Genomic DNA, 11,652 nt, shown 5'->3' with positions numbered 1-11,652 from the left:
CGTCACTCCATTTCGGTAATCATGGTCGCAACCAGTGACACTTTCATCACTCCATGCCACATTGCGCAGCATGACCCCAGTCTTCTGCACGATCGTGCCGCCCCACGTCCTCGACAAGCTCGCCCGGGCCGGCGACCCGGCGCTGGCCTCGCCCGCCCGGCGCACCCTGGAGCACGACGCCTCGCAGCGCACCCGGCGCCGGCTGACCACGGTCATCGGAGCCGCCGCCGCGACGGCCTCCCGGGGCCCCGCCGACAAGCCCCTCCGCACCATCTGCGACGCCCGGCACCGGGAGCAGCTGCCGGGCACCGAGGTGCGCGGCGAGGGCGACGAACCGGTCAAGGACGCGACCGTCAACCGCGCCTACGCCGGGCTCGGCGCGACGTTCGAGCTCTACCTCAAGGTCTACGGCCGCAGCTCCATCGACGGCTCGGGGCTGCCGCTGGACGCGACGGTCCACTACGGCGAGGACTACGGCAACGCCTTCTGGGACGGCCACCGGATGGTCTTCGGCGACGGTGACGGCGAGATCTTCCTCGACTTCACCATCCCGGTGGACGTGATCGGTCACGAGCTGACCCACGGCGTCACCCAGTACACGGCCAATCTGGAGTACTTCGGCCAGTCGGGCGCCCTCAACGAGTCGATGTCCGACGTCTTCGGCTCACTGATCAAGCAGTACGCACTGGGCCAGACCGCCGAGGAGGCCGACTGGCTGATCGGTGCGGGCCTGCTCGCCCCCCGGGTCACCGGGGAGGCGCTGCGCTCCATGAAGGCCCCCGGCACCGCGTACGACGACGACGTCCTGGGCAAGGACCCGCAGCCCGCGTCGATGGACGACTATGTCCGCACCGGCAGCGACAACGGCGGGGTGCACATCAACTCCGGCATCCCCAACCGGGCCTTCCACCTCACGGCCACGGAGCTCGGCGGCCACGCCTGGGAGCGGGCCGGGCAGATCTGGTACGACGTGCTGACCGGGGGCGAGCTGGCCTCGGACGCCGAGTTCGCGGACTTCGCGCGGCTCACGGTCGCCGCCGCGCAGGCCCGCTACGGCGAGGGGCCGGAAGGCGAGGCGGTGCTGAAGGCCTGGTCCGAGGTGGGGGTGCCGACCGGACGGCAGCGCACGGCGGGCTGACGGCGGGAACGGCCCCCGGAATGGGTACTGGTCCAGCCATGCGCATTCACGTGACACGCAGCGGAGGATTCGCGGGCATCGAGCGCAGCGCCGAGGTGGACACCTCGGGGCGGGCCGATGCCCCCGAGTGGCAGGCGCTGGCCCAGGAGGCGGCGGCCGCCGGCCGGGACGCGCCCCCGGCCGGGGTGCCCGACGGCTTCAGCTACCGGATCACGGTCGACGGCCGTACGTTCCACTGCGCCGAGCCGCGGCTGAGCGACGCCCAGCGGGAGCTGGTCACCCGGGTGCTGAAGGAAGGCGCGTAGCCGGAGGTCGTGCCCGCCTCCGCGGGGCGGGCACGGGCGGCGCGGGACCCTGGGGCGTGTTTCGAAAGTCCCGCCTGGCCGGAGGTGTCCGGCCCCGCCCTTCGGGCGGACGACGCTACTTTCGAAACACGCCCTAGAAGCCCAGCTTGCGCAGCTGCTTGGGGTCCCGCTGCCAGTCCTTGGCCACCTTGACGTGCAGGTCGAGGAAGACCGGGGTGCCGAGGAGCGCCTCGATGTGCTTGCGCGACTTCATCCCGACCTCCTTCAGCCGGGCGCCCTTGGGGCCGATGATGATGCCCTTCTGGCTGGGGCGCTCGATGTAGACGTTGGCGTGGATGTCGAGCAGCGGCTTGTTCTCGGGGCGCCCCTCCCGGGGCAGCATCTCCTCGACGACGACCGCGATCGAGTGCGGCAGCTCGTCCCGCACGCCCTCCAGGGCGGCTTCCCGGATCAGCTCGCCGACCATGACCTGCTCGGGCTCGTCGGTGAGGTCGCCCTCGGGGTAGAGCGCCGGACTCTCGGGGAGCATCGGGACGAGCAGGTCGGCGAGCAGGCCGACCTGCCGGTCGCCCACGGCGGAGACCGGGATGATCTCGGCCCACTCGATGCCGAGCTCCTTGCCGAGCCGGTCGATCGCGATGAGCTGCTCCGCGAGTTGCTTCGAGTCGACCAGGTCGGTCTTGGTGACGACGGCGACCTTGGGGGTCTTCTTGATCCCGGCCAGCTCGGTGGCGATGAAGCGGTCGCCGGGGCCGAGCTTCTGGTCCGCGGGCAGACAGAAGCCGATGACGTCGACCTCGGCCCAGGTGGTGCGCACCACGTCGTTGAGCCGCTCGCCGAGCAGGGTGCGCGGCTTGTGCAGCCCCGGGGTGTCGACCAGGACGAGCTGGGCGTCGGGGCGGTGCACGATGCCGCGGACGGTGTGCCGGGTGGTCTGCGGCCGGTTGGAGGTGATCGCCACCTTCGTCCCGACCAGTGCGTTGGTCAGGGTCGACTTGCCCGCGTTGGGGCGGCCGACGAAGCACGCGAAGCCCGCGCGGTGGGTCGCCTCCGGCGCGGACTGGGACGAGGGGGATCGGTCACTCATGGCGCCCATTCTCCCCGATCGTCCGGCCCGGCTCGACCAGCCCGGGGGGACCGGGACCCGGAGAGGGCGCGCCCCTCGGCCCGTGCGCCGGCGCCGTGGGGCGCGGGCGCCCCGGTCACCCGACGGTGACGGAGGCGCGGATCACCCGACGGTGACGGAGGCGCGGAGCGTGCCGTCGGGGCCCGCGAGGAGGACGGGGGTGTCCGGGCCGCCGAGGTCGCGCACCGCGGCCCGGTCGCTGTCCGAGACCTCCTCGGCGCCGGTGACCAGGGCCGCGGCCTCCAGGGACTGGGCGCCGCCGGCCACCGCCATCGCCACGGCGGTCTGCAGCGCGCTGAGCTTGAGGGAGTCGAGGTCGACGGTGGCGGCGACATAGGTACGGCCGGTCTCGTCCCGTACGGCCGCCCCCTCCGGGACGGAGTTCCGCGCCCGGGCGGAACGGGCGAGGATGATGATCTTGCGGTCGTCCGGGTCGAGAGGCGCTTCGCTGCTCATGCGGACGAGCATATGCCGCGCCCCGGCACCGGGCGCGGGAGGGCCGCCGGCGGGAGGGCCGGGCGGGGGAAGGACCGCCGGCGGGAGGGCCGGACGGGCCGCCGCCGACGTAAAGCCGGGGGCGAGCGCCTCCCGGTGACCGGCAACTGGACGCACGGACGGCCGCCGCCATCGTCGCGACGGCCCCGGACGGGGCGGTCGCCGGCCCCGCCGCGTCGGCGGCCGTCAGCCCGCGACCGTGGAGATCGACTCGCGGCGGCCCTCGGGGGAGGTCAACCAGGCCAGCTTCGCGGCGGTGTCGGTGCCGTGCAGCGGGTTGTGCAGCACCACCGTCAGGTCGGGACGGGCGGGCAGGCGCAGCTGGGTGCTCTCGAAGAACAGGCTGCCGGCCAGCGGGTGTTCGTGCTCCTTGACGAGCTGGCCGCCGGCCCGGACATCACCGCGGGCCCACAGCTCGGTGAACTCCTCGCTCACCGCGGAGAGTTCGTCGATGATCTGCTGGAAGCCCTCGTCGTCCGGCCGCTCGGCGACCGAGGCACGGAACTGGGCGACGACCGCGGACGCGGCCTCCTGCCAGGTGCGGCTGCGCGACCGGTAGGCCGGGTCGGTGAAGAAGTCCACCAGGCAGTTGCCGCCGGGGGCGAAGCCGAAGACCAGCGCGGCGGCGTCGTTGTGCATCACCGTGTTCCAGTACGGGTCCAGGATGTGCGCGGGGAACGGCATCCAGCCGTCGATCAGCCGGCGCAGCCCGTCGCACGCCGGGGAGCCGGGCTCCTCGGCCTCGGGGAGCGGCGGGTTCAGCCCGGCGAGGATGTAGAGATGGCGCCGTTCGGCGCTGCCGAGCCTGAGCACCCGGGCGACCGCGTCGAGGACCTGCGGGGAGACCGTGATGTCGCGGCCCTGCTCCAGCCACTGGTACCAGGAGGCGCCGACCCCCGCGAGGACGGCGACTTCCTCACGGCGCAGTCCGGGCGTGCGCCGCCGGGCGCCGCCGTCCGGCAGCCCCGCCTCCGCCGGGCTGATCCGGGCCCGGCGGCTCATCAGGAAGTCCCGTAGTTCCTGCCGCCGACGGGACTTCGCGCCCGCCGCCTGCCGTGCCGCCCCGGTCCCCGTCACCGGCTCCCCCTCCTGCTCGCCCCCGGCACCGTCCGGCAGCTGCCCGCCTGGTGGTGCGACCACCAGCATAAACTCCCGCTCCCCGGGGGGACTTGGCGCCGCGGAGGCTGGTCGCATGGCGATCGACACCACTTCTCCACCGGCAGCTCAGACCCCGCCCCGGGCGGAACGGCTCGCTCCACGGGCCCGGCTCGTGCTGCTCATCCTGTGCGCGGCCCAGTTCATGGTCGCGCTCGACTTCTCCATCCTGAACGTGGCACTGCCCGTGCTGGGCGAGGATCTCGGATTCGGCCAGTCCGACCTCCAGTGGGCGGTCACCGCGTTCGCGCTGCCGTCGGGCGGTTTCCTGCTGCTGTTCGGCCGGATCGCCGACCTGTACGGGCGGCGCAGGCTGTTCCTCACCGGCCTGGGCCTGTTCACCGCGGCGTCCGTGCTGGCCGCGCTGGCCTGGGACCCGGCGTCCTTCCTCACCGGGCGGGCGCTCCAGGGGCTGGGCGCCGCGGTCGTGGTGCCCACCGGTATGTCCCTGCTGACCACCACCTTCCCCGAGGGGCCGCAGCGGGACCGCGCGCTGGGCGTCAGCGGCACCCTGCTGTCGCTGGGCTTCACCGTGGGCATGGTGCTGGGCGGTGTGCTGACCGACACGGCCGGCTGGCGGTCCACGATGGGCCTGCTGGCGGTGGCGGGCGCCGGCGTGCTGCTCGCCGCGCCCGGGCTGCTCGCCGAGAGCCGTCATCCGCAGCGGCCCCGGGTCGACGTTCCGGGCGCGGTCACCGTCACCGGCGGTCTGCTGGCCCTGATCTACGCCCTGTCGACGGCGGCCCAGCGCGGCTTCGGCGGTGCGGACGTGCTGCTGACCCTGGTCGCCGGGGTGGTCCTGCTGGGCGCGTTCGTGGTCGTGGAGTCCCGGGCGGCCGAGCCGCTGGTGTCGCTGCGGATGCTCCGCCGTCCGACGGTGGCCTGGGGCAACGCCGGGGGCCTGACCACCTTCGCGATGATGAGCGCCGTCATCTTCCTGCTGACCCTCTATCTCCAGGAGGTGCTGGGGCTCTCCGCCTTCTGGACGGGGCTGGTCTTCGGGGTGCAGGGCGTGGTCGCGGTGTTCTCCGGGATGATCGCGCCGCGGCTGGTCGCCCGGATCGGCGCCCGGTCGACGCTGCTCCTGGGGCTGTCGACGCAGGCCCTCTTCACCGCGCCGCTGTTCCTGCTCGGGACAGCCGCCTGGGGCGCCTGGGCCGCCACGGCAGGGGTCACTCTGGCCTGCGCCGGGCACCTGTGGGCGATCGTCGCCTACGGCAGCATCGCCACGTCCGGTCTCCCGGACGGCGAACAGGGGCTGGCCACCGGTCTGGTGACCAGTTCCCAGCAGGTGGGGATCACGGTCGGCATTCCGCTGCTCAGCGCGTTGGCGACCAGCCGGGGCGACGCCCTGCGGGAGACCGGTACGGACGCCGTCGCGGCCACGCTGGACGGCATCCGGCTGGGGCTGGGCGTGGACGCCGTCGTCGTGGCGGCCGTGGCGGTGCTGATCGGCGTCGGGCTGCGCCGTCGCGGGGGTGCGGCCCGCGGCTGAGGGCCCCCTGCGGACGCCGGGAGGCCCGCCGTGATCGGCGGGCCTCCCGGGGCCTTGCGGTCAGTCGTCGGTGTCCGCGTCCTCGTCGGCCGGCGGGCCCTCCCCGGAGCGCACCGGCTCGACCAGGACCGTGACGATCCGGTTCCGGCGGCCGGCCGGGGACTCCGCGGTCAGCCGCAGGGCCTTGAGCGTCGGGTCGGCGGTGTCCTCGGAGAGGTCGACCTCGGCCGTCGCCCCGGCGATCGGGACCCGGCCCAGCGACTTGGCGAGCAGCCCGCCGACGGTCTCCACGTCCTCGTCGTCCAGTTGGAGCCCGTACAGCTCGCCGAGGTCGCCGATGTCGAGCCGGGCCGTGACCCGGTGCCGCTCCTCGCCCAGCTCCTCGACGGGCGGCAGCTCCCGGTCGTACTCGTCGGTGATCTCGCCGACGATCTCCTCGAGGATGTCCTCGATGGTGACGATGCCGGCGGTGCCGCCGTACTCGTCGATGACGACGGCGACGTGGTTGCGGTCGTGCTGCATCTCGCGCAGCAGGTCGCCCGCGTTCTTGGTGTCGGGCACGAAGGCGGCCGGGCGCATCGCGGTGGAGACCAGGTCGGTCTCGGCGTCCCGGTTGATGTGCGTCTTCCGGGCGAGGTCCTTCACGTACACGATGCCGACGACGTCGTCCTCGTTCTCCCCGGTCACCGGGATGCGGGAGAAGCCGGAGCGCAGCGCGAGGGTGAGTGCCTGGCGGACGGTCTTCGCCCGCTCTATGACGACCAGGTCGGTGCGCGGCACCATCACCTCGCGGACCAGGGTGTCGCCCAGCTCGAAGACCGAGTGCACCATCCGGCGCTCCTCGTCCTCGATGAGGGACTCCTGTTCGGCGAGGTCCACCATGGCGCGCAGCTCCGCCTCCGAGGCGAAGGGGCCCTTCCGGAAGCCCTTGCCGGGGGTGAGGGCGTTGCCGAGGAGGATCAGGAGCAGCGGGACCGGCCCCATGACCCGGGCCAGCGGCAGCAGCACGTACGCGGCGGCGGTGGCGGTGTTCAGCGGGTGCTGGCGGCCGATGGTGCGCGGGGAGACCCCGACGGCGACGTAGGAGACCAGCACCATCACGCCCAGCGCGACGGCCAGCGCCTCCCAGGTCTCCCGGAACTCGCTCACACACACGTAGGTGACCATGACCCCGGCGGCCATCTCGCAGGTGACGCGGACCAGCAGCGCCACATTGAGGTAGCGGGTGGGGTCGGCGGCGACGGCCATCAGCTTGGCGCTGCCGCGCCGCCCGGAGCGGACGGCCTCCTCCGCGCGGAACCGCGTCGTCCGGGCCAGGCCCGCCTCGGCACAGGCCGCGAGCCAGGCCACGACGACGAGCAGGACGGCGGCCGCGACGAACGAACCGGTCATCGCGTGGTGGGGGCCGGGGAGGGCCCTTCGAGGCCGCGCTCGGCACGCCAGCCGTCGATGATCGCCTTCTGCAGACCGAACATCTCGGCCCGCTCGTCCGCCTCCTCGTGGTCGTAGCCGAGCAGGTGGAGGACGCCGTGCACGGTGAGGAGCTGGAGCTCCTCGTCCATGGAGTGGGCCGTCTCCGCCTCCTCGCCCTGCTTCTGCGCCACCTCCGGGCAGAGCACGATGTCACCGAGGAGCCCCTGCGGGGGCTCCTCGTCGTCCTTGGCCGGCGGGCGCAGCTCGTCCATCGGGAAGGACATGACATCGGTCGGGCCGGGGAGGTCCATCCACTGGATGTGGAGCTGCTCCATGGCGTCGGCGTCGACGACGATCACCGAGAGTTCGGAGAGCGGGTGGATCCGCATCCGGGTGAGGGCGTAGCGGGCGACGTCCAGGACCGCCTGCTCGTCGATGTCTGTGCCGGACTCGTTGTTGACGTCGATCGACATGGGGTTTTCGCGTTACTTTCGTTGGATTGTCACAGCCCGTTGCGGCTGTCGTACGACTCGTACGCGTCGACGATACGGCCGACCAGCTTGTGCCGGACGACGTCACTGCTGTTCAGCATCGAGAAGTGCACGTCGTCCACTCCGTCCAGGATCTCCCTGACCTGGCGCAGACCGCTCTTGGTGCCGCCCGGCAGGTCGATCTGGGTGACGTCACCCGTGATCACGATCTTGGAGTCGAAGCCGAGCCGGGTGAGGAACATCTTCATCTGCTCGGGATTGGTGTTCTGCGCCTCGTCGAGAATGATGAACGCGTCGTTGAGCGTCCGGCCGCGCATGTACGCCAGCGGGGCGACCTCGATGGTGCCGGCCGCCATCAGGCGCGGGATCGAGTCCGGGTCCAGCATGTCGTGCAATGCGTCGTAGAGCGGGCGCAGATACGGGTCGATCTTCTCGTAGAGGGTGCCCGGCAGGAAGCCGAGCCGCTCCCCCGCCTCGACCGCGGGCCGGGTCAGGATGATCCGGTTGACCTGCTTGGACTGCAGGGCCTGGACCGCCTTGGCCATGGCCAGGTAGGTCTTGCCGGTACCCGCCGGGCCGATGCCGAAGACCACCGTGTGCTTGTCGATCGCGTCGACGTAGCGCTTCTGGTTGAGCGTCTTCGGGCGGATCGTGCGGCCGCGGTTGGACAGGATGTTCTGGGTGAGCACCTCGGCGGGGGACTCGGTCGCGCCCGCTGCTCCGTCCTCCTCGCGCAGCATGGCGATCGAGCGTTCCACTGCGTCCTCCGTCATCGGCTGGCCGGTGCGGAGCACCAGCATCATCTCGTCGAACAGGCGCTGGATCAGAGCCACTTCCCCGGCGTCGCCGACGGCGCTGATCTGATTGCCGCGCACATGGATGTCGGTGGACGGGAAAGCCCTCTCGATCACTCGCAGCAGGGAGTCGCCGGATCCCAGGACCGTGACCATGGGGTGCTTGGCCGGGACGGTGAAGTGGGCGCGCGCCTGCCCCTGCGCGGGAGTCTTGGCTGGTGTCTGAGTCATGAGCCGGCTCTCTGGCCTGCTCACCCCGCCTTCCATGCTCGACATGCCGCGCGCCATGCCGCACGGCACCTTGGGATACCAGCCTACGACGGAGCACCGACAACGCCCGAGCGCTTTTCGCGTACGCCCGTACGCGCTCCGCGTCCGGCCTCAGCGCGGCCGGAAACCGATGGTGGGCACCGCCCGGCGCAGCGGCCAGGGCCGGGCCCCGGCGGGCAGCAGCTCGTCGAGGAAGCGGTACCGGCGCAGTGCCGCGGCCTGGTCGTCGAACGACTTCACGTGCTGCCACCAGGAGGCGACCTCCACCCAGCCGGGCGCGGACAGCGAGCCGCCGAACTCCTGCACCGAGAGGGCGGCGGTCAGCCCGGCGAAGGCGAGCCGGTCGCCGAGTGGCCAGCCGGCCAGGGTCCCGGTGACGAAGCCGGCGACGAAGACGTCCCCGGCGCCGGTGGGGTCGAGCGCCTCGACCCGGATGGCGGGGACCTCGGCGGTCTCCCCGGTGCCGCCGTCGACGGCGTACGCCCCGTCGGCGCCCATGGTGACGACGGCGAGCGGCACGGTCTCGGCGAGGGCCCGGGCGGCGGCGCGCGGGCAGTCGGTGCGGGTGTAGCGCATCGCCTCCTCCGCGTTGGGCAGGAAGGCCTCGCAGAGCTCCAGGTCGGGGAGGGCGGTGAGGTCCCACTGCCCGGTGTCGTCCCAGCCGACGTCGGCGAAGATCCGGCTGCCCCGCCCGGCGGCGACCGAGATCCACTCGGCGTGCCGCCCGGGGGCCAGCGCCGCGACACAGGCGCGGGCGGGCGGCGGGCAGGCCGGGTCGAGCCCGGCGGGCGGCGCCTCGTGGCCGTGCGTGACCATCGTGCGCTCCCCCTCGTACGCCATGGAGACGGTGACCGGGGAGTGCCAGCCGGGCACCCGGTGCGACTGGTCGAGGTCGATGCCCTCGCCGGCCTCCAGGCTGTCCCAGCAGTAGTCGCCGTACATGTCGTCGCCGAACGCCGCGGCGAGCGAGGTGCGCAGCCCGAGCCGGGCGAGCGCGGTGGCCATGTTGGCGACCCCGCCGGGGCTGGACCCCATGCCGCGCGCCCAGGACTCGGTGCCGCGGACGGGGGCGCTGTCGAGTCCGGTGAAGATGATGTCGAGGAAGACCGCGCCGGTCAGATAGACGTCCACCGCCGGATCATCGGGAGTGCGCAGCGCGGCGAGCGGATCGAGCAGGTGGCCCGGCCCCGTCTCCCGCGCTTCAGGAATCCCGTCCGGTGTCGTCCTCATGATGTTCCCCGGTCTCACCACGTTCGTTGCAGGTTGCACCACCATGACCCATCGTACGAACCGGGTCGAGCACCGCTCAGCGGCGCCCCGGCAGGGCGACCCGCATGAGGTCCCGGGCGACGGTGAGCTCCCCGGCGAACCCGGCGGCGCGCGCCTGGCGTTCGAACTCGGCGGGCTCGGCGTAGCGCTGCGAGAAGTGGGTGAGCACCAGATGCCGCACGCCCGCCTCCGCGGCGGCCCGCCCGGCCTGCCCGGCCGTCAGATGGCCGTGCTCCTCGGCGAGCCGGGTCTCCTCGTCGAGGAAGGTCGACTCGATCACCAGCATGTCGCACCCCTCGGCGAGCGCGTGGACGCCCTCGCACAGCCGGGTGTCCATCACGAACGCGAAGCTCTGGCCCCGCCGGGCCTCGCTGACCTGGTCGAGCGTGACGGTGACGCCGTCCTCGGTGGTGAACACGCCGTCCCGCCGGATGCGCCCCACATCGGCGCCGCGGATGCCGAACCCGGCCAGCCGGTCCGGCAGCATCCGCCGGCCGTCCGGCTCGGTGAGCCGGTAGCCGTAGGACTCCACGGGGTGCGAGAGCCGCCGGGCCTCGAAGGTGAACTCCGGCCCCGCGACCAGCACACCTCCCTCACCGGAAACCGGCTCCTCCGTGATCGGGACGGTCTCCCGGTAGGCCGTGGACCAGCGCAGCCGGTCGAAGAACCGCTTCCCGCTCGCCGGGTAGTGCGCGGTGACCGGATGCGGCACCCGGTCGAGGTTGATCCGCTGGATCACCCCGGCCAGCCCGAGCGAGTGGTCGCCGTGGAAGTGGGTGACGCAGAGCCGGTTCAGATCGTGCGCGGCGACCCCGGCGAGCAGCATCTGCCGCTGGGTGCCCTCGCCGGGGTCGAACAGGATGCCTTCGCCGTCCCAGCGCAGCAGGTAGCCGTTGTGGTTGCGGTGCCGCGTGGGCACCTGGCTGGCGGTGCCGAGGACGACGAGTTCGCGTGCGGACAAGGGACTATCCGGGGGGCCAGTTCAGGCCACGGCCGCCGAGTACATGGGCGTGCGCGTGGAAGACGGTCTGCCCGGCTCCGGAGCCGGTGTTGAAGACGATGCGGTAGCCGGTGCCGACGACCTTCTCCTCGGCCGCCACCTCACCGGCCTCCCGCAGGATGTCGGCGGTCAGCGCCGGCTCGGCGGCCGCGAGAGCGGCGGCATCACGATAGTGCGCCTTGGGGATGACGAGAACATGCGTGGGCGCCTGGGGGTTGATGTCCCGGAACGCAACGGTCGTCTCGGTCTCCCGCAGGACGTCAGCGGGGACCTCTCCTGCGGCGATCTTGCAGAACAGGCAGTCGGTCTGCGGTTCTCCCGCCATGTGCCGAGCCTCCTTGAAATGCGATCAGTACGTCCGCATGCTAACGGGCCCACCGACCACCCCCACGATCACCACCACCCACCGACCACCGAACCACACACCACACTCCCGTTGAGCATCACGCGCGGGGCTGCCTCAGCGCCGAGGCCACCGGCCCGGCCTGCACGCAAGGGATGGGGCCCAAAGCCGCTGGACGACCGTGACAGCGCGGGCCACCGACCCAGCGGTCGGACGCAAGGGCGCGGGGCCGCAGGGCTGGGTGAACGCAAGGGGGGCGCAGGGCGGCCGGGTGAACGCAAGGGGGTGGGCGTACCGGGCGTACCGGGCCTGCGGCGAAATGAGGGGGGCATTGGGGGAGGCGGTCCGTCCGGGGGTG

The 11,652-nt window shown here is 72.5% G+C and carries 12 protein-coding genes; 3 read left to right on the top strand and 9 right to left on the bottom strand.

Annotated features, from left to right (window positions below; all coding sequences use genetic code 11):
* Positions 1-70: 70 nt before the first annotated feature.
* Both ABT112_RS06465 and ABT112_RS06460 read left to right on the top strand, forming a co-directional pair.
* The gene (locus ABT112_RS06465) at positions 71-1,138 is read left to right on the top strand and encodes a M4 family metallopeptidase (protein WP_351506210.1); all 1,068 of its coding nucleotides are present in this window, start codon (positions 71-73) and stop codon (positions 1,136-1,138) included.
* Positions 1,139-1,176: 38 nt separating this feature from the next.
* Positions 1,177-1,443, top strand: coding sequence for a protealysin inhibitor emfourin (locus ABT112_RS06460; RefSeq protein ID WP_351506208.1), 267 nt, complete (start codon positions 1,177-1,179; stop codon positions 1,441-1,443).
* Positions 1,444-1,576: 133 nt separating this feature from the next.
* Here the strand turns inward: ABT112_RS06460 and era are convergent, their stop codons facing one another.
* The 3 genes from era to ABT112_RS06445 form a co-directional block, all read right to left on the bottom strand.
* Entirely contained in the window at positions 1,577-2,539 is a 963-nt protein-coding gene (gene era, locus ABT112_RS06455; protein WP_351506207.1) for a GTPase Era, read from the bottom strand.
* 132 nt (positions 2,540-2,671) lie between these two features.
* Complete coding sequence (locus ABT112_RS06450) at positions 2,672-3,025, bottom strand: cytidine deaminase-like protein (protein WP_351506204.1); 354 nt, start codon at positions 3,023-3,025, stop codon at positions 2,672-2,674.
* A gap of 225 nt (positions 3,026-3,250) precedes the next feature.
* Positions 3,251-4,066: a helix-turn-helix transcriptional regulator gene (locus ABT112_RS06445; protein ID WP_351506518.1), complete on the bottom strand. Its 816-nt coding sequence runs from the start codon at positions 4,064-4,066 to the stop codon at positions 3,251-3,253.
* Positions 4,067-4,256: 190 nt separating this feature from the next.
* Here ABT112_RS06445 and ABT112_RS06440 point away from each other — a divergent pair, with 190 nt between their 5' ends.
* Positions 4,257-5,714 carry an MFS transporter gene (locus ABT112_RS06440; RefSeq protein ID WP_351506202.1) on the top strand — a complete coding sequence of 486 codons (1,458 nt, stop codon included), beginning with the start codon at positions 4,257-4,259 and terminating at the stop codon, positions 5,712-5,714.
* Positions 5,715-5,774: 60 nt separating this feature from the next.
* On the opposite strand, the gene ABT112_RS06435 is transcribed toward ABT112_RS06440, so the two are convergent.
* The 6 genes from ABT112_RS06435 to ABT112_RS06410 form a co-directional block, all read right to left on the bottom strand.
* Positions 5,775-7,106 (bottom strand): hemolysin family protein, encoded by a 1,332-nt coding sequence (locus ABT112_RS06435; protein ID WP_351506200.1) that lies wholly within the window; start codon positions 7,104-7,106, stop codon positions 5,775-5,777.
* Positions 7,103-7,600, bottom strand: a complete 498-nt coding sequence (gene ybeY, locus ABT112_RS06430) for an rRNA maturation RNase YbeY (protein ID WP_351506198.1) — start codon at positions 7,598-7,600, stop codon at positions 7,103-7,105. Before ybeY ends, ABT112_RS06435 begins: the two co-directional genes overlap by 4 nt.
* A 29-nt stretch (positions 7,601-7,629) precedes the next feature.
* A complete protein-coding gene (locus ABT112_RS06425) occupies positions 7,630-8,643 on the bottom strand; it encodes a PhoH family protein (protein ID WP_351506196.1) in 1,014 nt (337 codons plus the stop codon).
* 150 nt (positions 8,644-8,793) lie between these two features.
* Positions 8,794-9,912, bottom strand: coding sequence for a carbohydrate kinase family protein (locus tag ABT112_RS06420; protein ID WP_351506194.1), 1,119 nt, complete (start codon positions 9,910-9,912; stop codon positions 8,794-8,796).
* Between the two features lie 76 nt (positions 9,913-9,988).
* Complete coding sequence (locus ABT112_RS06415; RefSeq protein ID WP_351506192.1) at positions 9,989-10,912, bottom strand: ribonuclease Z; 924 nt, start codon at positions 10,910-10,912, stop codon at positions 9,989-9,991.
* A gap of 4 nt (positions 10,913-10,916) precedes the next feature.
* Complete coding sequence (locus ABT112_RS06410; RefSeq protein ID WP_351506190.1) at positions 10,917-11,276, bottom strand: histidine triad nucleotide-binding protein; 360 nt, start codon at positions 11,274-11,276, stop codon at positions 10,917-10,919.
* Positions 11,277-11,652 lie beyond the last annotated feature (376 nt).

Source organism: Streptomyces sp. NPDC002055, from assembly GCF_040296705.1.
Classification (GTDB): Bacteria; Actinomycetota; Actinomycetes; order Streptomycetales; family Streptomycetaceae; genus Streptomyces.
This window is presented reverse-complemented; position numbering and strand designations above follow the sequence as displayed.

Coding starts and splice junctions, on each gene's coding strand:
- ABT112_RS06465 (WP_351506210.1), top strand. CDS start 71: ATGACCCCAGTCTTCTGCACGATCGTGCCGCCCCACGTCCTCGACAAG.
- ABT112_RS06460 (WP_351506208.1), top strand. CDS start 1,177: ATGCGCATTCACGTGACACGCAGCGGAGGATTCGCGGGCATCGAGCGC.
- era (WP_351506207.1), bottom strand. CDS start 2,539: ATGGGCGCCATGAGTGACCGATCCCCCTCGTCCCAGTCCGCGCCGGAG.
- ABT112_RS06450 (WP_351506204.1), bottom strand. CDS start 3,025: ATGAGCAGCGAAGCGCCTCTCGACCCGGACGACCGCAAGATCATCATC.
- ABT112_RS06445 (WP_351506518.1), bottom strand. CDS start 4,066: ATGAGCCGCCGGGCCCGGATCAGCCCGGCGGAGGCGGGGCTGCCGGAC.
- ABT112_RS06440 (WP_351506202.1), top strand. CDS start 4,257: ATGGCGATCGACACCACTTCTCCACCGGCAGCTCAGACCCCGCCCCGG.
- ABT112_RS06435 (WP_351506200.1), bottom strand. CDS start 7,106: ATGACCGGTTCGTTCGTCGCGGCCGCCGTCCTGCTCGTCGTCGTGGCC.
- ybeY (WP_351506198.1), bottom strand. CDS start 7,600: ATGTCGATCGACGTCAACAACGAGTCCGGCACAGACATCGACGAGCAG.
- ABT112_RS06425 (WP_351506196.1), bottom strand. CDS start 8,643: ATGACTCAGACACCAGCCAAGACTCCCGCGCAGGGGCAGGCGCGCGCC.
- ABT112_RS06420 (WP_351506194.1), bottom strand. CDS start 9,912: ATGAGGACGACACCGGACGGGATTCCTGAAGCGCGGGAGACGGGGCCG.
- ABT112_RS06410 (WP_351506190.1), bottom strand. CDS start 11,276: ATGGCGGGAGAACCGCAGACCGACTGCCTGTTCTGCAAGATCGCCGCA.